The sequence below is a fragment of the Bacillus sp. UNC438CL73TsuS30 genome (assembly GCF_000482325.1).
In the GTDB taxonomy this organism is placed as follows: domain Bacteria; phylum Bacillota; class Bacilli; order Bacillales; family Cytobacillaceae; genus Neobacillus.
In genome coordinates this window covers 46,888-71,855 of the sequence record NZ_KI535299.1, presented here as the reverse complement: position 1 = coordinate 71,855, position 24,968 = coordinate 46,888, and the positions used below count along the sequence as shown (strand labels likewise).

General features: G+C 39.5%; 17 protein-coding genes. 14 read left to right on the top strand and 3 right to left on the bottom strand.

Annotation, left to right across the window (positions count from 1 at the left end; genetic code table 11):
• Window positions 1-3: 3 nt before the first annotated feature.
• The 3 genes from pdxR to M028_RS31185 all read right to left on the bottom strand — a co-directional run bounded on the left by pdxR (window position 4) and on the right by M028_RS31185 (window position 3,376).
• A complete protein-coding gene (gene pdxR, locus M028_RS0127270; RefSeq protein WP_026576678.1) occupies window positions 4-1,452 on the bottom strand; it encodes a MocR-like pyridoxine biosynthesis transcription factor PdxR in 1,449 nt (482 codons plus the stop codon).
• Window positions 1,453-1,642: 190 nt separating this feature from the next.
• Window positions 1,643-2,311 (bottom strand): YjbE family putative metal transport protein, encoded by a 669-nt coding sequence (locus tag M028_RS0127265; RefSeq protein WP_026576677.1) that lies wholly within the window; start codon window positions 2,309-2,311, stop codon window positions 1,643-1,645.
• Window positions 2,312-2,473: 162 nt separating this feature from the next.
• Window positions 2,474-3,376, bottom strand: coding sequence for a DMT family transporter (locus M028_RS31185; RefSeq protein WP_051591281.1), 903 nt, complete (start codon window positions 3,374-3,376; stop codon window positions 2,474-2,476).
• Window positions 3,377-3,537: 161 nt separating this feature from the next.
• On the opposite strand from M028_RS31185, the gene M028_RS0127255 reads away from it, so the two are divergent.
• The 14 genes from M028_RS0127255 to M028_RS0127190 all read left to right on the top strand — a co-directional run bounded on the left by M028_RS0127255 (window position 3,538) and on the right by M028_RS0127190 (window position 24,967).
• A complete protein-coding gene (locus M028_RS0127255; RefSeq protein WP_231510907.1) occupies window positions 3,538-4,950 on the top strand; it encodes an aminotransferase-like domain-containing protein in 1,413 nt (470 codons plus the stop codon).
• Window positions 4,951-5,328: 378 nt separating this feature from the next.
• Window positions 5,329-6,807, top strand: a complete 1,479-nt coding sequence (locus tag M028_RS0127250; protein ID WP_051591279.1) for an amino acid permease — start codon at window positions 5,329-5,331, stop codon at window positions 6,805-6,807.
• Window positions 6,808-6,912: 105 nt separating this feature from the next.
• Complete coding sequence (gene mutM / locus M028_RS0127245) at window positions 6,913-7,722, top strand: bifunctional DNA-formamidopyrimidine glycosylase/DNA-(apurinic or apyrimidinic site) lyase (RefSeq protein ID WP_026576674.1); 810 nt, start codon at window positions 6,913-6,915, stop codon at window positions 7,720-7,722.
• Window positions 7,723-7,906: 184 nt separating this feature from the next.
• Window positions 7,907-8,539, top strand: a complete 633-nt coding sequence (locus M028_RS0127240) for a helix-turn-helix transcriptional regulator (RefSeq protein ID WP_026576673.1) — start codon at window positions 7,907-7,909, stop codon at window positions 8,537-8,539.
• Between the two features lie 17 nt (window positions 8,540-8,556).
• On the top strand, window positions 8,557-9,372 hold the full coding sequence (locus M028_RS0127235; RefSeq protein WP_026576672.1) for a pyruvate, water dikinase regulatory protein: 816 nt from the start codon (window positions 8,557-8,559) through the stop codon (window positions 9,370-9,372).
• A gap of 3 nt (window positions 9,373-9,375) precedes the next feature.
• Window positions 9,376-12,042 (top strand): pyruvate, phosphate dikinase, encoded by a 2,667-nt coding sequence (ppdK, locus tag M028_RS0127230; protein ID WP_026576671.1) that lies wholly within the window; start codon window positions 9,376-9,378, stop codon window positions 12,040-12,042.
• A gap of 148 nt (window positions 12,043-12,190) precedes the next feature.
• Window positions 12,191-12,382 carry a YbxH family protein gene (locus M028_RS0127225; protein WP_026576670.1) on the top strand — a complete coding sequence of 64 codons (192 nt, stop codon included), beginning with the start codon at window positions 12,191-12,193 and terminating at the stop codon, window positions 12,380-12,382.
• A 106-nt stretch (window positions 12,383-12,488) separates the two neighbouring features.
• The gene (locus M028_RS34125) at window positions 12,489-12,572 is read left to right on the top strand and encodes a putative holin-like toxin (protein ID WP_372512772.1); all 84 of its coding nucleotides are present in this window, start codon (window positions 12,489-12,491) and stop codon (window positions 12,570-12,572) included.
• 206 nt (window positions 12,573-12,778) lie between these two features.
• Window positions 12,779-15,361 carry a DEAD/DEAH box helicase gene (locus tag M028_RS0127215; protein ID WP_026576669.1) on the top strand — a complete coding sequence of 861 codons (2,583 nt, stop codon included), beginning with the start codon at window positions 12,779-12,781 and terminating at the stop codon, window positions 15,359-15,361.
• 379 nt (window positions 15,362-15,740) lie between these two features.
• Entirely contained in the window at window positions 15,741-16,814 is a 1,074-nt protein-coding gene (locus M028_RS0127210) for a Wadjet anti-phage system protein JetD domain-containing protein (protein ID WP_026576668.1), read from the top strand.
• Window positions 16,805-18,313, top strand: coding sequence for a hypothetical protein (locus tag M028_RS0127205; protein ID WP_231510906.1), 1,509 nt, complete (start codon window positions 16,805-16,807; stop codon window positions 18,311-18,313). Before M028_RS0127210 ends, M028_RS0127205 begins: the two co-directional genes overlap by 10 nt.
• Window positions 18,314-19,063: a DUF6063 family protein gene (locus tag M028_RS0127200; protein ID WP_231510905.1), complete on the top strand. Its 750-nt coding sequence runs from the start codon at window positions 18,314-18,316 to the stop codon at window positions 19,061-19,063.
• Window positions 19,041-23,504, top strand: coding sequence for a hypothetical protein (locus M028_RS0127195; protein WP_026576665.1), 4,464 nt, complete (start codon window positions 19,041-19,043; stop codon window positions 23,502-23,504). Before M028_RS0127200 ends, M028_RS0127195 begins: the two co-directional genes overlap by 23 nt.
• A 122-nt stretch (window positions 23,505-23,626) precedes the next feature.
• Window positions 23,627-24,967 carry a 3' terminal RNA ribose 2'-O-methyltransferase Hen1 gene (locus M028_RS0127190; RefSeq protein ID WP_026576664.1) on the top strand — a complete coding sequence of 447 codons (1,341 nt, stop codon included), beginning with the start codon at window positions 23,627-23,629 and terminating at the stop codon, window positions 24,965-24,967.
• Window position 24,968 lies beyond the last annotated feature (1 nt).

Here is a 24,968-nt window from a genome sequence, read left to right as displayed (position 1 = left end):
TTTTTATCCCCCATAATGATTTTTTATCGTGTCACCGATGATTTTAATTCCCTCAATAATCTCGCTCTCTTTCAGCCTGGAAAATCCTAAACGTAACGTATGCTTTCCACTACTGTCTGTGTAAAAAACATCGCCCGGAGAAAAAACAACTCCGTTTTGGTAACATTTTTCTAAAAGTTTCCGTGCATCGATATTGTTTTCAAGTTCTATAAAAAGGTGGAGTCCACCGTCACCCGTTAACCGTTTAAAAGGAATAAGTTGCTTACAATAATGAACAGCTAATTCATACTTTTTCTTATAGACGGATTTAGCTTTTTTTATATACTTCTCAAAGTAGCCATCATTCAAATATTGATATAACACCGCTTGGTCCAATGTAGACGTATGAATTGTTCGAGCTCTTTTCATACTTTCCAAGTAATAAATCAACTCTTTGTCTGCTAAAATCCACCCAACCCGTAGGCCAGGAAAAAGAATTTTAGAAAAGCTACTAATATAAATGACATGATTGCCGCGTCCCGCGAAAGCAGCCAACGGTGCCAGATGTGACCCTGAGTAACGTAATTCTTCATTAAATCCATCCTCAACGATTGGAAGCTGATAGGCGGAAAATAGTTCCATGATTTCCTTCCTTTTTTCAGAGGACGTTACGATTCCAGTTGGATTATGATAAGACGGAATCAAGTAGACAAAATCATATTCCTTTTTTGATAAGGATGTTTCTAATTTCCTAATATTGACACCGTCATCCTCCATTTCAATTCCATCGATTTCAAAGCCATGCAATCGAAAGAGCTTAAGGGCGGAATGATGGGTTGGATTTTCACAAATAACACGGCCGTTCTTTTTATTTAAAGAGGATAGAAGGAGATCCAAAGCTTCCGTGAAGCCATTGGTAATTAAAATATCCTTATTTCGAATGTCTACCCCTTTAATTTCCATGTAGTGAAGCAAGTATTCGATCAGTGGTTTATAGCCCTTTGCATATCCATAGTTCAGAACAATGTCACCCTCAATGGACATCCGATTTAAAAAAGCTCTTTTAAAATTTTCTACATCAAACAGCTTTTCATCAGGTGCGATACTAGTAAATGAAATCATTTCCTTATTCCAGCGGACTCCATGCTTCATGAGGTCCATTTCTTCTGCCAAATAGGATTGCTCATTGATTTTTTCAATCCAATTCAACTGGTTGGATGGGGATTTGAAGGTCTCAACGTGACTTACAAAGTTTCCTTTTCCTTTTACCGCATAGATCATGCCTTCTTGTTCCAAATCCGCATATGCCGTTAGAACGGTGTTTCGGCTGATGGATAATAATGTGCTAAGTTCACGGGTGGATGGAAGCTTTTGGTGCTCAAGTATATGCCCATTGGTGATCATTCTTTTTAAATATTCCTTCAGTTGAATATATACAGGACGGCCTTCCGTTAACTTAAAATCGTTAAACACTGCATTCACCCCCTTGCTAACATTTTTACATACAAGCGCCTTTTCTAAAAGGTCCACACCATATGTATTTTTACGGTGTAGTGGTAGGTGTGTACTATTTGATGCTTACGAGGAGATGTCCTCGTAAGATTACTTAAGAATTAAGTATGAATAAGTAGAAAAAGCACCGATTAATCGGTGCTTTTCCTCATTATGCTGCAGCTTTTTCTTCTTTTGTCATGTTGTTCTTTACAAATACTGCTACCACCAAAATGATAGCCATAGCAATTGGAATAACTATGTGAAAGGATTCTGGAACTAAGATGTGGAACTTTTCTAATCCTTTATCTTCAACCATCATTTTACCAGCAGCAAAGGTTAATAGTCCTGCACCAGCATACACGATGATGGGGAATTTCTCCATTAAATTCATTAGTAATTTGCTACCAAAAATAATGATTGGGATGGAGATGAGAATTCCAATTGCAATCGGTAGAATGCCTTCCGCAACGCTTGATAACGCAATCACATTATCAATAGACATGGCGAAATCGGCAATCGCAATCGTTTTGATTGCTCCTAGAACTTTGTCGGATTGTTTGATATTCGGGTCGTCTTCTTCTTTATGTGCGATTAAATTGTAGCTGATACGCAATAAGATTAAACCGCCCACTAATTGCACAAACGGGAATTCTAGAAACTGAATTAATACTGTTGCTGCTAGAATCCTTAATACAATCGCCATTAATGTCCCGCCGAAAATGGCTCGATTTCTCATGTGCTGTGGTACTTTACTCGCAGCTAATGCGATAACCACAGCATTATCACCCGATAACAGAATATCGATTCCAATTAAACTTAAAATTTGTAGAACCGTCATGTCTTTTAATTCCCCCGATTTATGTATATTTTGTGAACATCTATGATATTGGTATATCATATTTTGGGGGATATCGGTAATAAATTTTATGTACTTAATATGGAAAATCGGACCAAATCTGTTTTTGTGGTTATTAGATCGGAAAACGAGAGTATTCAGCGCTCAACCACGAGTATTTGCCTCACAACCGAGAGTTACATCTTCCTGTTTAATCTTCATGATGGATATACTTACCCCAACTAAAGTAATCACCCCGCCGACAAGCGTAATCCATGTAGGCACTTCATTTAAAAAAATCCAAGAGATCACAAATGCAGCGACAGGAGTTAAATATAACGAGCTTGTTGCAGCCAATGCACCGGCATTTTCGGTTACATAGGCCATCGCCAAATATGGAAGAACAGTCGGAACCAGCCCCAAATAAATAACTGAAAAAGTAGCAGAATAAGAAGCTGCAGCAATTTCATTTCCTAAACCCGGTAAAAAGATCAGCATGAAAAGCGTACCTGCAAAAATCGTATAAATCGTAAAAGGGATGAAACCGTATTTTTTTAAATAGTTTGATTGAAAGATAAAATAAAAGCTCTCCCCCATGGCGGCAATCAAAATAAAGATAACCCCTTTTAGATACGCCGTTTGTGGAATTCCTGATCCGAACGAAATTATCGCAACACCTAAAAAGGCGATTAGTGAGCCAATCCACCCTATTTTATGGAATTTTTCTTTTAAAAAAACGACTGCTAAAATAGCTGAGATTATAGGTGTGGTGGATACGAACAAACTAGCCATTCCGGCACTCACTGTTCCTTCTCCAATACTTAAAGCAGTATGGTAGGTCATGAAGCCAAGAAAACCAAGTAAAAGGATGACGGGGATATCCTTTAAATCTGGTAGTTTCATTTTTTTAACCACCGCAAAAATAATGAGGCTAATGGAGCCAATCAATAGCCGGAACAGGGCAAGATGTTCCGGACTATACGATTCTAGTGCAGCCTTGATTCCAGGAAAAGCCGATCCCCATGCAACAATGATCAAACTATAAGCAACGAAAAGTCTACCATTCATGATTTTCCCTCATTTCTTTCAAATATTGAAGAGCGTCAACCGCCAATTAGAGAACAATACAAAATAGAATTTCTTGTAAAATTATAATAAAATAGGAAAGAATCAAAATCGCCAACCAATTGAATAAGAAAAAAACCAACAAATATGAAAGAATGATGTTTATGAATAAAAAGCCTCGATACCTGCAAATCGTTCACTGGATGCGGGAGAAAATTGAACAGGGCGAATGGGTGATTGGGAGTAAGATCCCAACCCAACGAGAAATAGCGGAAAAATTTGGTGTCAACAGAAGTACAGTCATAACCGCAATCGAAATCGTCAAGTCTGAGGGTTTATTGGAGGGAAAAGCAGGCAGCGGTATATATGTCATTCACAATCAATGGTCCCTTGATTCGGAAATATCTCCCCCAGACTGGAATGATTTAACGAAATGGTCCCTGCAGCCCTCAAGTGTACATACGGTCCAACTGATTAATGAATTAGAAACGAGAAAGGATTTAATCCAACTAAGTAAAGGGGAGCTTGGACCTGACCTGTTTCCACATGCAGAAATCGCCGAAGCAATGGGGACAGTCTCAACCCAGATTCAGGATTTTGGGTACGGTGATGGGTTAGGGGATCTGGGATTAAGAAAAGAGATTAGTAGGCATCTCCAAAAAAGCGGCATCAAGATAAAGCCGGAATGTATATTAATCGTCTCAGGCGCCTTACAGGCACTTAAATTAATTACAGTAGGGATATTGAAAAGGGGGTCAACCGTGTTTCTAGAAAGCCCTTCGTACTTACATTCCGTCAATCTATTTCCGGCAGAGATGATAATCAAAAGAATCCCTGTCGATGGGAATGGAGTAAGAATCGAGGAGTTATTTCAACAAACCTTTACAAGAAACGCCTCTGCCCTGTTTATCAACCCTACCTTTCACAATCCGACAACAACTAGTATGTCATTGGAACAAAGAAAAATCTTGCTAGAAAAATGCCAGCATTATCAACTTCCGATCATTGAAGATGATATTTTTAGAGATTTATGGATGGATGAGCCGCCCCCAGCTCCAATAAAAGTATTAGATAAAAATGGACAAGTTTTATATATTGGCAGTTTTTCAAAAACGATTGCGCCTGGTCTTCGCATTGGATGGTTGACGGGACCTGAAGCGGTCATTAACCGCCTTCGGGATGTGAGAATGCAAACCGATTATGGTTCAAGTTATTTGTCTCAGTTACTAGTAAAAGAGCTACTTGTATCAGGGATGTATGAAAATCATTTAAAGAAGGTTCGAACCATCCTTAAAGAGAGAAGAGATTACCTTCTGCAATTACTTACTCTACATTTTAGTGATGTTGCTTCTTGGTCCAAACCATCAGGAGGATTATTTATTTGGGTTCTCTTTAACAAAAAGATCAATATGCAAAAACTATTTAAGCAATGTGTAAATGAAAACGTGTTAATTAATCCGGGTTATATTTATCATGACTATCAATCATCGATTCGCTTATCGTATTCCTATGCAAGCTTTGAGGAAATGGAAAAGGGGATCTTAACCCTAAAAAAGATTTTGCTGAATGGTGTATAGTCAAATCGTATTTTCAATATATTTATTTTTTTGAAAATTAATAATAGTTGTCTTGACATGATATTTTTCAGTCCATATAATAATGAATGAGGACAGTGGAATTTCGTTAAACTGTCGCTAATTAAGTAAGCGATTACATAAAGTTAAAAAGAGTTGTCCCTATACACATAATCGTAATTAAAATCAGACAGACATTGGGCACTTCGTAAGGAATATTCGTAAGTCGAACCTCTTTATTGAAGATAGATGTCTTGTCTGGTTTTTTTTATAACCAAAACAATTTAAAAAAATAGAAGGGAAGGGATCAAGAGGGGAAAATAATGGGAGAAAAGGTGAAAAATATTAATCTTATATTTCAATAGTAAAGGCGGGAAGTGGATGGCAGTTGTTGAAGAGGTAAAAGAGGAAATTCATAATAGTGGAGAAATCACCATTAAACGTAATTTAAAGGCGCGTCATATGACGATGATTGCGATTGGCGGATCAATCGGAACAGGTCTCTTTTTAGCTACGGGAGCCTCCATCCATACGGCTGGACCAGGTGGTGCGCTGCTGGCATATGGATTAATTGGAATTATGGTCTATTTTTTAATGACAAGCCTGGGGGAAATGGCTACCCATATGCCGGTATCCGGATCCTTCGCAACCTATGCCGGCCGGTTTGTAGATCCAGCACTTGGATTTGCATTAGGGTGGAATTATTGGTTTAACTGGGCAGTAACTGTGGCGGTTGAAATTGCGGCATCGGCTATTATTATGAAATTTTGGCTTCCGGATGTTCCAAGCATCGTGTGGAGCGTACTGTTTTTAGGACTTATGTTTTTATTAAATGCTTTATCCGTTAAAAGCTACGGGGAGTCAGAATATTGGTTCGCACTAATTAAAGTTATTACCATTATTGTTTTTATTGGAGTAGGGATTTTGACGATTTTCGGTATTTTTGGCGGTGAATCTCTCGGCTTTAAGAACTTTACAATTGGAGATGCTCCTGTACACGGCGGATTTATGTCAATATTAAGTATCTTCTTCATCGCCGGGTTCTCGTTCCAAGGAACGGAACTAGTCGGGATTGCTGCTGGGGAAAGTGAAAATCCTGGTAAAAACGTACCAAAAGCTATCCGACAAGTATTTTGGCGTATTTTATTATTCTATATTGGCGCCATTGCCGTTATTGGTCTCGTCATTCCATTTACAAGCCCTCAGCTATTAGGCGGAGACGTTGATAGCATTGCGGTGAGTCCGTTTACCCTCGTATTTGAAAAAGCAGGGATTGCCTTTACTGCTTCTGTCATGAATGCTGTTATATTAACGTCCGTTTTATCGTGTGGATCTTCAGGATTATATGCAGCGACACGGATGCTTTGGTCGATGGCAAAGGATGGACAGGCACCTAAATTTTTGCAAAATGTAAACAAGCGTGGTATTCCAATGAATGCCCTTGTTTTAACGACCATTGTTGGAGCATTAGCGTTTTTAACTTCTATCTTTGGGGATCAAGTGTATACTTGGTTATTAAATGCTTCAGGATTAACCGGTTTTATTGCTTGGTTAGGTATTGCCATAAGCCACTACCGATTTAGAAAAGCCTATAATGCACAGGGAAGAGACTTGAATCAACTTAAATACAAAGCAAAGTGGTTCCCGTTAGGTCCGCTGCTTGCATTAGCAATGTGTGTCGTGATTATTCTTGGCCAAAACTATCAAGCATTTACGGCCGATAAAATTGATTGGTACGGTGCAGCCGTATCCTATATTGGATTGCCAATCTTTTTAATTGTTTGGCTTGGATATAAAATTGTCCATAAAACGAAAGTAATCCCGCTTAAAGAATGTTCATTTGAAGAAGAACATGTATAAAATGGAGAAAACCGGACCAATTCAATGTCCGGTTTTTTTGCGTTCATTTTTTTAGGAGTTTAGGAAAAGATATTCAGTAAAGGAAAAATATTGGAGGGAATCAAAATGCCTGAACTTCCCGAAATGGAGAATTACCGAAGATTATTAAATCAACGGATTGCTGACCACGTCATTACAGATGTGCAAATTAACCGTGAAAAATCAATTAATGTAAAACCGGAGCTTTTTATAAACAGCGTTCTTCACCAGAAGGTTACGACCGTTGACAGGAGAGCCAAGCATTTGCTTTTCCATTTTCAAAATGGACAAGTCCTGTTATTGCATTTAATGCTTGGCGGCTGGATGTTTTACGGGACAGAGGAAGAAAAACCGAAACGGACAATTCAAATTCGCTTATCCTTTGGGAATCAGCATTTATATTTCATCGGCTTACGGCTTGGCTACTTACATTTATATAGTGAAAAAGCCGTGCAGCAAGAGTTATCTGATTTAGGCCCGGAACCACTGGAAAGCAGCTTTACTTTAGAAGCGTTTTTGAAATTAATGGATCATAAGCGTGGGAAAATTAAGGCGAAGCTGCTTGACCAAGGATTTATTGCTGGGATTGGGAATTGCTATTCAGATGAAATCTGCTATCATTCCGGAATATTGCCAACTAGGGAAATCCAAGAGATACGGGATGAAAAGAAAAGCCATTTGTTTGATTCGATGAAAAATGTACTAACCGATGCCCTTAATCATGGGGGATATTTAGAAAATCCATTTTTTATTGGAGATACAAAGACAGGGAGCTATAACCAGCTTTGCAAGGTGTATGATCGTGAAAATCAGCCTTGCTTTCGCTGCCAAACACCGATTAAAAAAACAACCATTGCATCAAGGAAATCCTTTTATTGTCCTGTTTGTCAAAAATGAGGCTCACCTCCTTGAGGGAGCCTTTTTAGAGGGAAACTTTTAATAGTTTTGAAAATTGTCGAAAATAGTATAAATAAATGTTTCGCATTTTGGCTAAATGTAATATACTATATGTAAATAAGTATAACACATTTAAAAAACTCCGTCAGATTAGGACCTATTTTTTGAGAGGAGGGCGGAAGTTATTAAACTAACAAAGCGGCAGGATGAAATCTTACAAATTGTAAAAGCAAGCGGGCCGATCACCGGGAAGGAAATTGCCGAAAAACTATCGTTAACAAGGGCGGCTCTAAGACCTGACCTGGCTATTTTAACAATGTCCGGCAATTTGGATGCAAGACCCAGGGTTGGATATTTTTATAATCAGGAATTAGAAGTTAAACAGCATGCAGAAAAGTTTTTACATCAAAAAGTAAGTGATTTTAAAGCCCACCCAATTGTTGTAGAAAAATCCACCTCAGTTTATGACGCAATTGTTCAACTTTTTTTAGAGGATGTCGGCACACTTTATGCAGTTGATGAGGAAGGAAACCTAGCAGGGGTCATTTCCCGGAAGGATTTGCTTCGAACTGCGATCGGTAATCAAAACCTCAATGAGCTCCCTGTTAGTGTCATCATGACACGGATGCCGAACATCGTTACCATTCGCCCAGAAGAAACCTTGCTCGAAGCAGCAAAAAAGATGATTAATAATCATATTGATTCCCTACCCGTTGTGAAGGAAGTGGATGACCATACATATTTACTTGTAGGTCGGATTACCAAGACAACGATTACACGTGCATACCTTGAAATAATGGATCAAAAACTTGGTTGAGGAGAGTGGCAGGAATTTTGGATCAAAAAGAAGTGGTCTATGTTGTATCAGACTCAGTTGGGGAAACGGCTGAGCTTGTGGTAAAAGCCGTGGCTACTCAATTTAATGGGGGCCATGTGGAAATCCGCCGCAATTCCTATGTGGAGGATTTTGAAGATATTGAAGATGTTATTTCATTGGCAAAAGAGGGCCATTCGATTATCGCTTATACCATCGTTGTTCCAACCTTAAAGGATTATTTGGATCAGCGGTCTGCAGAAGAGGGGATTTATGCAGTTGACTTATTAAATCCTTTAATGAATGCCTTTACAACAAGATTTAATAAAACCCCGCATCACCAGCCTGGCATGATGAGAAAGCTGGACGAGGAGTATTTCCGGAAAATTGAGGCCATCGAGTTTGCGGTTAAATATGATGATGGACGTGACCCAAGGGGAATTACTAAGGCAGATATCGTGTTAATAGGCGTATCAAGAACATCCAAGACACCACTTTCCATGTATTTAGCTCATAAACGCTTTAAAGTAGCGAATGTTCCATTGGTTCCAGAAGTTCCGCCGCCGGATGAATTATTCGAAATACCGCGCCGAAATTGTATTGGCTTAATCATTTCTCCGGATAAATTAAATGAAATCCGGAAAGAACGCTTAAAAGCACTAGGACTTGGTTCGAAGGCAAGCTACGCGAGCTTTGAACGAATATTGGACGAACTAGAACATGCAGAAAAAATTATGAAACGTGTTGGCTGCCCGATTATTAATGTTTCCAATAAAGCAATTGAGGAAACAGCCGGTCTCATTTTAGATATTTTAAAAAAAGAGAGGAGCTTTTAATCAATGGAAAAATACGTATACCTTTTTCATGAGGGAAATGGCGATAAGAAAGAATTGCTTGGAGGTAAGGGCGCAAACCTAGCGGAAATGACGCGGATTGGCCTTCCTGTACCTTATGGATTTACGATTTCTACACAGGCATGTAACGCATACTATGATTCTGGCAAAAAAATTCCTGCTTTAGTAGAGGCTCAAAGCTTAGAAGCTCTTAGCCGATTGGAAGAAAAAATGGGTAAAAAATTGGGTGACGCACAAAATCCATTGTTAGTTTCTGTACGTTCCGGGTCTGTTTTTTCGATGCCGGGAATGATGGATACGGTTTTAAACCTTGGGATGAATGATGAAACCGTTGTGGGAATGGCAAAGTTAACAAACAATCCTCGCTTTGCATATGATTCCTACCGCCGTTTTATCCAAATGTTCAGCAATGTTGTGTTAGATATCGATACGTATTTTTTCGAACAATTTTTAGAAGAAGTTCGTGAGCATAAAGGCTATAGTTCTGATCCTGAAATGAGTGCAGAAGATTGGCAGGAAGTGATTGTCGGTTATAAATCAATCGTCAAAAAGCATACAAGAAAAGAGTTTCCGCAGGATCCAAAAGAGCAGCTATTCTTAGCCATTAATGCCGTGTTCGATTCTTGGAACAATCAGCGTGCGATTGTATACCGCCGCTTAAACAAAATCCCGGATCACTTAGGAACGGCTGTAAATATTCAAAGCATGGTGTTCGGTAATATGGGAAATGACTCAGGTACAGGGGTCGCGTTCACACGAAATCCTTCGACAGGTGAGCATGTTCTATACGGTGAATACCTGATTAATGCACAAGGCGAAGATGTTGTAGCCGGAATTCGTACACCGCAGCCAATAGCGACACTAAGGGATGAAATGCCGGAAGTTTACCAGCAATTCACAGAAACGTGCAAACGCTTGGAACAGCATTATCAGGAAATGCAGGATATTGAATTCACTGTTGAGCGTGGAAAACTATTTATCTTGCAAACTCGTAATGGAAAACGGACCGCACAGGCAGCGATCCGCATTGCTGTTGAAATGGTGGCAGAAGGTATTATTGATAAAAAGACTGCGTTGCTTCGAGTGGACCCAGATCAACTAAATCAATTGCTACACCGCCGCATTGATGATAAATATCAGCGTACATTGTTAGCGAAAGGCTTACCGGCTTCACCAGGTGCGGCAACTGGCCAGGTTGTCTTTGACGCAGATGAAGCAGAACAACTAGGCAATGAGGGTAAAAAGGTCATTCTGGTCCGTCCGGAAACGACGCCGGATGACATCCACGGCATTGTTGCTTCACAGGCGATTTTAACAAGCCGCGGCGGCATGACAAGCCATGCTGCTGTTGTTGCAAGAGGGATGGGAAAAGCTTGTATTTGCGGCTGTGAGCCATTGAAAATTGATTTGAAAGCGAAGCAATTTACAGTTGGAGAAACGGTTGTGAAATACCGTGAAACGATTACGATTGACGGGTCAACAGGTGAAATCATGCTTGGTGAAATCCCAATGATCGATCCTGAATTATCAGATGAGTTCCAATTATTGTTAGCATGGGCGGACCAAGAGCGCAAAATTGGTGTTCGTGCCAATGCGGATAATCCGGAGGACGCTCAAAAAGCGTTTGATTTCGGTGCAGGTGGAATTGGTTTGTGCCGTACTGAGCATATGTTTATGGATTTAAAGCGAATTCCAATTGTCCAAAAAATGATTTTAGCGGAGAACTATGCTGAGCGGATGGAAGCTCTTGATGAGTTATTGCCAATGCAGCAGGGCGATTTTGAAGGAATCTTTGAAGCGATGCAAGGGCATCCGGTTACGATTCGTTTGCTAGACCCGCCATTACATGAATTCTTACCGGATAAAGAGGAGCTGTTAGTCGAAGTAACAAAGCTGCAAATTTTAAATCCGGGTTCTGCAGAATTAAAGGAAAAAGAATTATTGCTTAAAAAGGTTCGCCAATTGGATGAGTTCAACCCAATGCTCGGCCACCGCGGCTGCCGTTTGGGAATGATCTTTCCAGAAATTTACGATATGCAGGCCAAAGCGATTTTCTATGCTGCGGCAAAGCTAGCTGACAAGGGAATGGAAGTTAAGCCTGAAATCATGATTCCTCTTGTCGGTCATGTGAATGAACTGAAGGAAATGCGTCAATTGGTGGTTGATGCCGGAGTTCGTATTCAAGAGGAAACGGGTAAACAGTTTGATTACACAGTTGGGACGATGATTGAAATCCCGCGTGCTGCGTTAACGGCGGATCAGATTGCGGAGGAAGCTGACTTCTTCTCGTTTGGTACGAATGATCTAACACAAACGACTTTCGGTTATAGCCGTGATGATGCGGAAGGAAAGTTCTTGCAGGCATATATTGAGCATAAGGTGCTTCCGGATAATCCGTTTGCTGTGCTTGATCAGGATGGCGTAGGGAAGTTGGTTGAGATGGGCGTGAAGCTTGGCCGTGAAACGAAGCCTACTTTAAAAACTGGTATTTGCGGGGAGCATGGCGGTGAAAAGAGCTCGATTGATTTCTGCTATAAAACCGGCTTGGATTATGTCAGCTGTTCACCATACCGTGTGCCGCTAGCTCGTCTGGCAGCAGCACAAGCGACGATTCGTCATGAAAATAAAGAAGAGGTTTATACAACAGCATAAGGTTTGTTGGTTTTGGGGCGGCTCCTTTTTTAGAGGGCCGTTCTTTTGTTTATGTGATTGGGGGGCATTGCTCGAAGTATTCACAAACAAGGATGATTCCCCAAAAATCTGCAAATACTAACCAAAACAAGGAAAAAGGAGCATGATGATGGGGGCTATTGAAAGAAGCGGTTACCGTTTTGTACCGGAATATAGCGTTATCGCACAAAATGGAGCCATCCATGTATATAATCGCGAACATTTCATCGAAGAAATTAAATTTCAGTTTTCAGGAAAATTTCCGGAGCTAGATCAAATCGAGGATTTAGTGGACCAATATTGTACCCAACATAATATTTAAGGGAACGCTTGTTCGATGTGGAAATTTATGCTATAATTAGAAATGCAATAGAATAGGATCTCTCAAGGGTGGTCGGATCACTCCTATCGAAAGGGGGTGATGCCGTTTGACAGTTTATGAAGCTTTGACGCTGGCAATTTCATTTGCAGGTCTCATCGTCACCGTGCTGTCATTTAACAAAAAAAAATAATCCACCCTTGAGCCGACAAGCATAAACGGTGGATTATCTCTTCCAATATGCCGACTCCCAATGGGGAACCGTCTATTGCATTGACCGAGTAGTTCTTTGTCATGCTCGGTCTTTTTTACTATACGATCTCTATGATCCCATTATACATAAAAATAAGAAAAAAAGAAATCAGAAAAGATGCAAATTTTTAAGAGGAGACTAGCGAAATGAGTAAATTAACTGTCATTTATCCTCAAGCGGTCGAACATACGAAAAAAAAGCTATTTGAAGACATTGATCATTATTTGGTATCGAAAGAAACGATCCCAACCTTTGAACAATACCTCACCGATCGAAGCGAGTATACTGAACAAATTTGGATTAATGTTTGGCTGAATAAATCGACCAATGATGTTCCAAGGAATGAAAAAAAGGCATTTTTAAAGGAAAAAGGATTTGTGGTGGAAGGCATCGACCGGAAATTAATCAACAAACTGTTTCGAGATGAAATGCGGACATATCAACCGTTTGAAGCCTTGGAATGGCTGCAGGACACTTTTCAGGGTGAAGAAGATAAATGGGAAAAGCGGTACCATCAAGCAAAGGCCGACTTTTTAAAACGGGAAGAAGAGAGCAAACGGCAGGCTGAAAAACAGCTGCTGCAAAATGAAATTGACTCTTTTGCGGCAGAGTTTATTGAGGAGAATTATCAAAATTTCTACCTCTATATCCGAAGATTTGTTGCAGTTCAATTGGAAGCAGATTTCGAAAACAATCCTAAATTCCAATCCGTTGACACCTTTGCTCTTGAAGAAAAACTAGTCAACCAAGGGAATTTTGATCCGAATGCCTATACTACGTTAGCAACGTTTTTTGAAGAACTAACCGGTGACATCCATAAAACGCTTCATTGGGGCAGAAGCTTTTACGAATACGAAACCTATTTTTTCGTATATGAAGGCTTAATTTCCGACTATGTTTCTGAACTTTTGCCGCAAAAGGTATTTGAACAACTTCCGGAAAAAATCCATCAACAATTTCAAGCTATCTTTAACGAAGAACTGACCATCTCTTTCGTGAAAAATTGTATTGAAAATCTTATATATGAGGTAGAGGAATATTTTACACAGGATATCCAGGATGAATATGTTTCGGATCTCTTAAAACTTGTCGATCTTCCATTTGATTTAGAGGTTCACCGAGAAATTTTTGAAAAAGATTTTGCGGAACGAGAACGAAAAAAAGCAGAAGAGGAAGCGGAATTACAACGAAAAAGGGAAGAAGAGGCCCGGATGATGGAGGATATTTTCGGCCAGGAATACAATCCATCAATGGGCAGACAAATTCGTTATATTCTTCATATTGGAGAAACCAATACGGGGAAAACGCACCATGCCCTTGAGCGGATGAAGGCAGCCGACAGCGGTATCTATTTAGCGCCGCTACGCCTTTTGGCCCTTGAAGTTTATGATAAATTAAATGCCGAAGGAACACCCTGTTCCTTAAAAACGGGTGAGGAGGAAAAAATCGTTCCTGGGGCCAATCATATTTCCTGTACGGTTGAAATGTTCCATGAAAAAGAATTCTATGATGTGGTGGTCATTGATGAGGCACAAATGATTACCGATAAGGACCGGGGATTTTCTTGGTATAAGGCGATTACGAAAGCGAATGCCCAAGAAGTGCATATCATTGGGAGCCGAAATTCAAAAACGATGCTGCTTGAGCTATTAGGTGATTCGGATATTGAAATTCATGAGTACAGCCGTGACACCCCGCTTGAAGTGGAATCAAGGGAATTTCATATCAAGCATATTAAAAAAGGGGATGCGCTCATTTGTTTTTCAAGACGACGTGTGCTCGAAACAGCATCAAGGCTGCAAAATGACGGACATAAAGTCAGCATGATCTACGGCAGCATGCCGCCGGAAACAAGGAAAAAGCAAATTCAGCAATTTAATGATGGAAAAACAAAAGTAATTATTGCTACAGATGCGATTGGAATGGGATTAAACCTGCCCATCCGAAGAATTGTCTTTTTGGAAAATGAAAAATTTGATGGAACTAGAAGAAGGCTGCTTACTTCACAGGAAGTGAAGCAAATTGCCGGACGGGCCGGAAGAAAAGGGATTTATGATGTGGGGAAGGTTGCGTTCACAAATGATATTAAAACGATGCGCCGACTGTTAATGCAGGAGGATGAACCGGTTCATACCTTTGCGATTGCACCGACCAATTCGGTGTTTGAACGATTCCAGCGCTATTATCGCGATCTCGGGACTTTCTTTGAGCTATGGGGAAAATTTGAAAGCCCAAAGGGAACGAAGAAGGCATCATTATCAGAGGAGCGGTCACTTTATCAGTTGATTGCCGGGACCGATATTGAAGCAAGACTTCCGTTGATGGATCTTTACGGATTTCTGCACTTACCTTTTTCTAAAAATGAACCGGTGCTGACAAAGCAATGGGAACAAACCATGTATGCGATTATCGACGGTAGAGAACTTCCTGAGCCAATTGTTAAAGACCGCAGCCTTGAGGAGCTTGAACTTTCCTATAAAGCAGTTGGTCTCCACCTATTGTTTTTGTACCGTTTAGGTGAGAAGACGGAAGCGGTATATTGGGAACGTCTGCGTGAAGAGGTCAGTGACCAGGTACAGGAACGGTTAAAAACCGATATCAAGAAATTTGTGAAAAAGTGTAAGAATTGCGGAAGAAAATTGCCTTGGGATCATGCTTTTCCGATTTGTGATTCCTGTCATGCAGCAAAATACCGCCGCCATCGCCATGACGATGAGTTTGACTTTTAAAATACGCTGTTTTCGCAACGAATGTGGTATAAGCAATTATTAGAGACCACCGTGTGTGGTCTGGCAGGTTCGATTCTCAAGAAGTAGTTCCGATAGCAATAATCATTACTTACCGCACGGTGAATTTTTTCACTTATGCGGTTTTTTTGTTTCCGGTTTTTCCTAAGCAGATTTATGAAATTGGTGTGAGCGTTGTGAAATAGTACAGTTAAACAAGAAAATTCGGGGAGGTTCCTGTGTCCAGTGTATTGGTTAATTGCAATCTGCTAATCTTTTAAGAAAAATTCATTTACCAACAAAAATGCAACTAGTTTATAATAGAAGGTATCTAAAAATAGTATTAGTGGTCAATGCATGACACTAGGAAGCTTTAAAGTAGGTGAGTACAATCGATGTGATTGAAACAAGGGTGAGAGGTTTTATTGGAGATATTCAACACCCTAAACAGAAAAAGAAAATAAATATTAACGATTTAGAAATTCAGTTGCGCAAGCTAATGGATGATTATTTTGAAATGGACGGTTATTCGTTGTTTTATCGTGCAATTAAAACTTTGCAAGCTGAAGAAATCCTTATCCCTATTCAAAATAATCAATACAATGGTAAAACACCAGCACTTCCCTTATATTGCTGGGTAAATGTAAAAGTTCAAGCAGACAAATGGGATCGCCTGGAGATGATGAAATTAATTGATCGGTTTGATTTTTCCTACTATGAACGGCATCTCGAATGGCAAACGAATGACGAATGGAAGCGAATCCAGAATTTATATACTTTTCTAAAGTTCAGTTCGGAACGGGAAATCGTGTCATTAGAAGAAAGAAGCCTAGAGCTTTTTGGTCATGAAAAATTCTTAATTGATAGTGATAGCTTTCCTGATGGAAAAGGCTTTTTAGCCAGAATTGGAATATCGGAAGACCAACTTAAAATGGTGAATTATGGGGAACCTTTCGTATTTTGGATGAAACAAGGGAAAGAAATGAAAGATATTCAGAGGGTACTAATCGTCGAAAATCTATCTTTCTTTCATACTTCGATTAAATTATTGGAAGAGAATAAACTCGATTATGAACCGGAACTAATCATTTATGGTGAAGGGACCAAAATTGAACGGAGCTTTGCCTTTTTCTTTCGAATGTTTCCCAAATCATCCTATCTTTTCTACTACGTAGGAGATCTTGATGCCGCAGGATACGGAATCCTCATTCGGCTTATAGAAAAATACCCTGATTGCTGTATTCAGCCTGCCTTGAAAATTTATCGCAAAATGCTTGAATGTATAGAAAAAAGGAATGACCAGAAAATCGGTCAAACCCAAAACCTCAAATACCGTGATCAATTTTTTCAATGGTTTACAGAAGAGGAACAAGAACGACTAATGCATTTATGGAAGGAAAATAAGCGGGTTCCACAAGAAGTCTTAAACATAGAAACATGGAGGAGATGGATGTGAACGAATCATGGGAAGGTTTCGGCAAGCGTTTGCAACGATTAAATCCACTGTTCGAGCTTGGCAGGGGAATGGAAGTAGGAGAGTTGAAGCCTCATATCCAAACGATTCTCATGCAAGTGCTCCTTACCATCTTTTATCGAGAATTGAATGATGATGATCATCGGCGGAAATCAGATATTAAGTATATAGTAGAGGATTCCATTAAGCAGATGAAGCTTTTAGCAGACGATAAACAAATTGAACGGATTACCAGTGGGCTTTTATATCAGGGAAAAGAAGAGTATAGTAAACCGTTTGAGGCCTTATATTACGATGAATTAAGACAATCCTGGGAAACGCAAACCTTTCGATATGTCACGATGGATGAAATCTATACGAATTTAGAGCTAGGCGGATCCATTGTTTATAAACTCACAGATGTTTCTCAAGAAATGATTTTTATGAGTAGGGAAATGGCAGAGGAATTCTCCATAACGATAGAGCAACTCTATAGTATTCAGCTGATTAAAAACGGTAATTTTAGAAAAGCTACTCGTAACCTCGATCACCTCATTTCACGTGTAAACCGCTTAATGGCAAAAGAATTCACTTTCCAAAAGGAAATGATTAATAATCCCAAAATCTTATTGATTGAACAAGAATGGCAAAGGGCCGACAATCGTGTTGAAATTGAAAAGCAATTTGACGAAGAAAAAAATCACTTCCGGACTATTACTAGGATGATAGAAAAGACGAGACGTAGAAATGAAGAGGATGATTTCATTCAGAAAGAATTGATTCTTCTCCAAGAAAAAATTGGTCATACAAGGCAGTTGCATGATCGTTTTGCCAAACTAGTCATTCAAAATATCTCCTATGAGATGAAATTAAAGGCAGAAAATCCTTCCTTGTTTTGGGAAACCAGTCTGGTATCCTTTCGAGAACATATTTATGAAAATATGTTACTGAAGGAAGGCGTTCAAAGTTTCAAGGAAATAGAAACAGCCCTTTCTCCCTTATTTTCACCGAAAAATGAATTTATCTTGCCGCTTGAATGGATTTGGGGAGAACAAGAATTTGATGAAAAACAACTAACGGATGTTGTAATCGAAGAGGAGGCAGAAGTAAGCGTTACTCGTATGCGAGTAACGGACTGGGCGTCTGTTATAAAGGCATGGAGTTATGTTTTTCAACATTTACAAACATACGGAGAGTTTTCGTTAGCTGATTTATCAACACTGCCATTGGACGTGCAGGATCTATGGTTTGAAGAATATGAAACGATTGATTTATGGATGATGTTTGATAAAAAGCCGCTGAAGGTTCAAGTGCTGCATCGAAAAGAAGAAACCATAAGTGATGAGAGGGAAATTCTTCTTTATAAATTAATGAAGGAAAACCCTCAATTTCAAGTGTTTGAAGGTTCAAAAATCTATACCATGTTTGATCATCGAGCAGAGCCATTCCAATGGTATCAAATGAAAATTACCCCGTTTAAAATATGTGTCCAGGAGGGATAAATGATGAATGCAGAATCAATCAAAAAAGCTTCTGCTGTCTATTTTACTCTATTAAAAGATAAAGTAATTGACGAAAATAGCGAGCACTTCCAATCGTATTTTGATCCGGAAGTAAGACAGACCGTTCTATTATTAGCGGACGAGTCGGGTACATATATCATCGAATCGCCTAAGCGGATCCACTTAGTTGTCCAGCCCACCGGCTCCGTCTTTGCTACGAATTTTACACATTTGAAAGAGAAGCATAAGCAAGTCGAAACGAAAAAACACTTTCATCTTATTAGCGTCGTGATTATGTCTTTCTTAGCAGCGATTGACCGGAACCAGGCTGCCAAAATCCGAATGAAGCGGGAAGGAATCAGCTACTACTCATTAGAGAGGCAAGTCAACGACCTCATAATGAATTGGGATAGTATTCTTAAAGCAAAACCTACCTTCGGAGAAGAAGAACGAATCGATATGAAGGATGTTGTGACAACATGGAAATACATGGAGGTCGACACAGATGATTATGGTGTTAAAAAAGGCAATAGACGAACCAGAATTGGTTTAATCGCCAGTGCTATGCGCTTACTCGAGACGGAGGGGCTGATCGTCATTCTTGATCGGGATGATATAGCTAAGGTGATTCCCAAACAAGAGCTTTTTGAGCGTATTGAATATCTATATCACGATTACGACCGTTATGAATTACTAAAAAAATTAATGGCTAAAGAGGAGGAGCAGCATGCCGAAAATCCATCGAATTAGAATTGTCGGCTTAAAGTATGATGGCATGCAAAAGCAATATAAAGACACCACTTTTAACTTCCATAATGAAGAGACATCAACAAATGGTCTCGTTGCAATGATGAATGGCGGAGGGAAAGGGGTATTCTTGCAAACCATTTTCCAAATCCTTAAGCCTGGTACCTCATGGGGAAAACAAAACAATCGTTATTATCAGCAGTTCTTTTTTAATAATAAAGAGCAATTTATTCCGTATACCTTTCATGTTCTTATTCAATGGGAATTGGACGGTTCTGACAGCCGGCATCTGGTTACGGGAGGCATGTTCTCAGCCGAACAGCGGATTTCGATAAACGAAGAAAGTGGAAATGAAAGTAAGACGTTAGAACAAGAAGCGAAGATCCTCCCTAATATAACCTTTTATACAAGAGAATTTGAAGGGAAAGACGAGGTATCGCTTGAGCACATCCCACTCTATGAAAATGATGAGGTTGCTGAAACCGAAAGCTTGAAGGACTATTTAAAATGGAACGGATACGACGTTTACCGAGATACGAAAAAGCATTATCGCATTCTCGATACTTATGGAATCAACCGTAAAGATTGGGATATCATGAAGGACATAAACAAGGATGAAGGCGGCGTTGGGAAATACTTTGAGGGATCTGAGGATGATCATTCTCTGTTCCAAAAACGAATCATTCCTACAATTAGCCAAGTCTTACACCGGACGGAACATCAAAAGGACGATCTTGTGGAGATTTTCAAGAGTCAGGCAAGTATCGCGAAGGATTTGCCGGTTCTCTTAAAAAGAGAGCAAGCACATAAGGAATTTTTAGAAGACATCGTCCCTTTTGAAGAAAATCTAGCAAAAGGTGCTGCGCATAAAGAAATTGTGAATGGCAGTATTAAGGTAGGAAGACAACTGCTTGGGGCTTTGGAGCATTTGAAGCAAGCGGAAGTGGAAACGCTGCTTACTTTAGAAAAAGGCATTGAAAGATTAACGATGACACAAGCGGATTTACGCTTTCAAAAAGACAACCTAGACTACGCCAAAGCTCATAGAGAGGTACTAAATTGGGCGAAGAAATTAGGAGAAGAAAGGAATAAGCATACTTCCTTTCAAGCAATCGTTCAGGAGAAACAGGAAAGAAAAGAGCTGTTAGTCTTTCATGCCTTATTGAAAGAGTGGAGTGAAAACGAACAAAGTATTCGCACTCTTGCTCAGCAGATCGCGACATTAGAACAAAATAGCGGCTTAGAGCAAGTGAATCAAAGAATGGATGAGATCAAAAAAGAAACTAAAATGCAATGGGAGCATTCTTATCGATCCCTACAAGAAGCTGTAAAGCAGTATTTGGGTTATCAAAAGTTTTTAAAGAAAAAAGGAAACGAACTTACGCAACAGGATAAACAAAAGACAAAAGAGATTGCTCAGCTTAATAGTGAAATTGATTTTTTATATACACAAATCCATACATTTGAGTCTAAGGAAGAAGCGCTCATCAAAGAGTTTGGAGACCGCATAACCTATGACTTAAAGGGCTTTACCCAGTTTCTTTCTAAACAAATAGATGACAAAAAGGCTTTGTTAGAAGAGCTGCAAGCAAAAGAGAAAGAATCTAGTGGACGGCAAAATCAACTTGCCACTTTACATGGTACGCTCAGTCAATCGATTCAGTTTTCAGAAGAAAAATGCGGAGAGTTAAAAGTTGCAATTGAGGAGCAAAGGCCAAAAGAATCAAAACTATTAGATAGGCTCCATGGTCTATTAGATGATGTTACTGCACCGTTCACACACGCGCTTCTTTCGAAATATGCCATACAGATTGAAGAGGTCCTAGTAAATAATAGGGAACAAGGTGAACAAATTAAAAAAGATCTTTGGGAAATACAACTAGATCATTCCTTAAATGATGAGCACTTCTGGATTCCTAATAAAGATGTGAAGGAATTAAAGGAATGGATCGATGAAAAGACGGGCATTGATGTGTTTTATGGAACCCAATTTCTCCAATCCTTACGTGCAGAGGAAATGGCGAACCACCTTATGGCAAACCCACTTCTTCCATATGGGGTGGTCGTTAGCGGCCAACAATGGCAAAAAATTAATCAGCAGATTCTTTCGGGAAGAATGTTTAAAAGTCCTGTTCCGATTTTCATGCGTGAGGAAATGAACAGCAATAATCAATCGCCATCCTTTGTGATCATTAACGGAACAGAGAAAGAGCTATTAAGTGACAAAAATCTATTTATCGACTGGAAAATAAAGATTGCTAAACAAATAGAAGAAAAGAAAGATACACTTATTGAAATCGAAAAAACCGAAACGTCCTTACGCCTAATTTTAAAAGAAATTGATCGGTTCATCTCAAGTGAGCTTTGTATTGATCTCGAGAAATCTTTAACTCAAGAACAGAACGCTCTTCTTTCTAAGAAAATTGAATTACAAGATGTCACGACAAAACAGGAAAAAGAGAAAGAATTACAGCTTCAGCTAAATGAGCAGCGGCAAAAGACCATTCAAAAAATAGATAAGCTTACAAGAGATGTGGAAACCTTAGAGGATTTTGATCAAGAAAAATCACTTCACCTAATGAATAAACGGGTAAAACTAGAAAAAGAGAAGCAAAAGGAAGCCTTGGTCAATAAACAATTAGAAATAGGAAAAGAGCATGAAAAAATTGTTGAGCTACAAAACCAATGGAATCAAACCTATTTAGAATGGAAGCTGACAAACGAACAAAATATAAAGGAGATCGCCGTCTTTATTGAAACAGCGGCATTTCCTGTGGATGAAAAAGCGGAGCAATGTGAAGAGGTCCCACGTTTATCACCACATTTATTAGAAGAGATAAATGGAAGCATCAGAGAGCTAATACAACTTCAAAAATCAAAAGAAGAACAGGCTAGAGAATTACTGGTTATTCAAGCAAGAAAAGAAACAGAACAAAAGCAACAAAAGAAATTAGAGAAAAAACTAGATAACCTTAACAAAGAATGGCATAAAGCTCCGGTACCAGATGAACCTATTAGTATAGTAGAAAATATGCTGCAAACCGCACAGAAGGATGCGAAAGCAGCAGAAAAAGAAGAACGGGAACAAGGAACAGCTGTAACAGTGGCAGAAACGTCCCTAAAGCATGCGACAGAACAACGTGATAAATCAGGTAAAAAAGTAGCAAAGCATGAAAAACAGCCTGAAGAATGGGAAGACCTTGACTTAGAAGTAAAGGAAGTCGAAATAAAAGACCAAACGAAAAAAACAATAGAAGAAAAAAAGCAGGCGGAAAAGCGCCAAAAAGAAATAGAAGCAAACATTACTGGTTATGAAGGGGATTTGTTAACCTTATCCGTTATCCTTAAGGAGGAAGCTCTAGCATTTACGGATTCGGAATTAGAAAAAGTTAAAAGTCAAGGAAAAGCCTGTATCTTATCCTGGTGTGAAGAGCAACAAGCAATACAGGAAGATGGACAGGAGAAACATGCAAAAATCGAACAATCCTTGCGTAATTTAAAGCTAACAATTGAAGGAAAAGATTGGGAGATTCGTTTTAAAAATGATGTGTTAACCACATTAGATCATATGGATACGAGGCATTATTCGCATATTCAAAGCATCGTTCAAAATATGAAGCGTTTTTCTCAAAGTGGATTAGAACAATTAGAACGTGATAAGGAAAGGGCAGAAAAGGCTCAAAACTTCTGGGCAAGCCGTGCCAGCATGAAGGTCATGAGCATTTCAGAGGCGATTCGTTCCATGATTGCAAAAATGAAGCTGAAAAATGAACGAGGAAACTTTCCACTCGTCCAGCTAAAAGAAGACATTTTGCCTAAAAAGGCTGAAGATATCGAGCCGCTGCTGAAGCAGCATTTTGTCGCTGCCATAAACAAAATTACGAAACAATTTGATGTGATTGATAGTAGTAATCAAGCTGTAAATCAAGAAATAAAACAACTCATAAGTGATGAGCAAATATTGTTTGTATCTTTGCGGAATCGGTATCCTGAGCTACTCGTCTATAATATGCGAACGGATAATGCCTTTATGTACGGGAAACCGCAAAGAGAGCATTATTCAACCTGGCAAACCATTAATCAGGGTTCAAGGACGAAATCCGATGGTAGTGGAGGTCAAAAGCTATCAGCACGAATGGTCATGATGATGATGTTATTATCCGTTAAAAACGAGACCGATCAAAGCTGGGTTCCTTTAGTCTGTGATAATCCATTCGGACAAGCTGCGTCGGCACATGTCCTTGATCCGATCTTCTCCGTTGCTGAAAAGCTGAAGTTCCAATTCATCGTCGTCACTCCGCCCGAACTAGTGAAAACAGAAATCAGTCAAAGATTTGATGCCTATTATAAATTGGACTTTATTCGCGAAAAAGGAAAAGAAATTGTTACGGATACGATTGTTCCGGCATTTCGGATATACCAGGAAGCTGAAGTAACTCATTAAGTTGAATCAATTGATAGCACAAAATGCCACACAGTCTTGTGTGGTTTTTTCTTCTGCTTGGCAATCATTCCTTTTATGTGAAATAATGGTAAAATGATACTCCGTAAAGTGAGGTGCAGAGCATGCAGCTTTCAGTCACAGTAAGGGGGCAGGATGCCGAGACAGTCTCCTATCTTCTTGCTAAAAATCCTAATAATCTTTATGAACGGGACGAAAAGGGCTTCAAAACCCGGATTGTCTACACAACCTTTACACCAAATGAGGTCCAATTTCTGATTTATGTAAAACCGGATGCCATCGATTTAGTGCGGAATTCAGCGGATTTATATGATATTACCTCCTACATCAATGATCGCGAGTTTGCGGTTAGCAGTATTTTCACTTCGGCCATTCGTAAAGCACTGGGCACTGCGTTAAATGGGAAACCACAAGAAGAATATTTGAAATGGGTTCAGCATCCTTTTGAAATGGACTTAGCCTTTGGTCCGGTTGCGACTGATTTAGGGGATGATGAGATTCACGCATTATTTGAACCAATGGGCTATCAGGTAAACCTTGAACGCGGCGCGGCGAATAAGAAAATTCATGAAAAAAGCTCGGCAAAATTTATTACCTTAAAAGGGCAGCAGTCCCTTCAAAGTGCGCTGAAGCATGTGTTTATTCTCATCCCAGTGATGGATAACTATAAACATTATTTTATTGATGAAAAAGAAATCGAAAAACTTGATCGTTACGGGGAAGGTTGGCTTGACAACCATCCGTTAAAGAGGTTGATTGTTACTCGGACATTAAGATTTGAAAATTTGATTTCCCAATCAAAGTTTTTTGAGCTGGAATCGCCTAAGCCTGAGCTGCCAAAGGTTCGTTTAAATGACCTCCGCTATCAGACGATAATTGATTCTATTAAAGGATTACCAAACAAAGAAACGATTATTGACCTTGGTTCCGGTGAAGGAAAGTTATCGACCTTGCTTGGTTTTGTAGACGGCGTAAAGGAGATACTTGCGGTAGAGCCCTCGAATAAAGCCCGGTTACGTGCTTTGGACCGGTTTCATCAAGCGAAGGAACAAGGCGGGTTTATTGAACCTACCACAATTGCGGGCTCACTGTTTTATTTTGACGAACGATTGCAAAATAAGGACATTCTGATTTTATGTGAAGTCATTGAACATATCGATGAAGCTCGGTTGGGGAAAATTTTTAAAATGATACTCCATGATTATCGCCCGCAGGCCCTCATCGTAACGACACCCAATCAGGAATACAATGTCGTCTATGAAATGGATGTGGAGATGCGACATCATGACCATCGCTTTGAATGGACACGAAATGAATTTCAGCAAAAATGCGCCGAGTGGATAGAAGGATCTTCTTATCATGTCCAATTTCAAGGGATTGGTGAGGAGCATCCAACCTTTGGGCAGCCGACACAAATGGCGTTATTTACAAGGAAAGAGGGATGAT

Bases quoted from the DNA above. Each gene is read 5' to 3' on its own strand.
- M028_RS0127265 (WP_026576677.1), bottom strand. From the start codon at position 2,311: ATGACGGTTCTACAAATTTTAAGTTTAATTGGAATCGATATTCTGTTA.
- M028_RS31185 (WP_051591281.1), bottom strand. From the start codon at position 3,376: ATGAATGGTAGACTTTTCGTTGCTTATAGTTTGATCATTGTTGCATGG.
- M028_RS0127255 (WP_231510907.1), top strand. From the start codon at position 3,538: ATGAATAAAAAGCCTCGATACCTGCAAATCGTTCACTGGATGCGGGAG.
- M028_RS0127250 (WP_051591279.1), top strand. From the start codon at position 5,329: ATGGCAGTTGTTGAAGAGGTAAAAGAGGAAATTCATAATAGTGGAGAA.
- mutM (WP_026576674.1), top strand. From the start codon at position 6,913: ATGCCTGAACTTCCCGAAATGGAGAATTACCGAAGATTATTAAATCAA.
- ppdK (WP_026576671.1), top strand. From the start codon at position 9,376: ATGGAAAAATACGTATACCTTTTTCATGAGGGAAATGGCGATAAGAAA.
- M028_RS0127225 (WP_026576670.1), top strand. From the start codon at position 12,191: ATGGGGGCTATTGAAAGAAGCGGTTACCGTTTTGTACCGGAATATAGC.
- M028_RS0127215 (WP_026576669.1), top strand. From the start codon at position 12,779: ATGAGTAAATTAACTGTCATTTATCCTCAAGCGGTCGAACATACGAAA.
- M028_RS0127205 (WP_231510906.1), top strand. From the start codon at position 16,805: ATGGATGTGAACGAATCATGGGAAGGTTTCGGCAAGCGTTTGCAACGA.
- M028_RS0127200 (WP_231510905.1), top strand. From the start codon at position 18,314: ATGATGAATGCAGAATCAATCAAAAAAGCTTCTGCTGTCTATTTTACT.
- M028_RS0127195 (WP_026576665.1), top strand. From the start codon at position 19,041: ATGCCGAAAATCCATCGAATTAGAATTGTCGGCTTAAAGTATGATGGC.
- M028_RS0127190 (WP_026576664.1), top strand. From the start codon at position 23,627: ATGCAGCTTTCAGTCACAGTAAGGGGGCAGGATGCCGAGACAGTCTCC.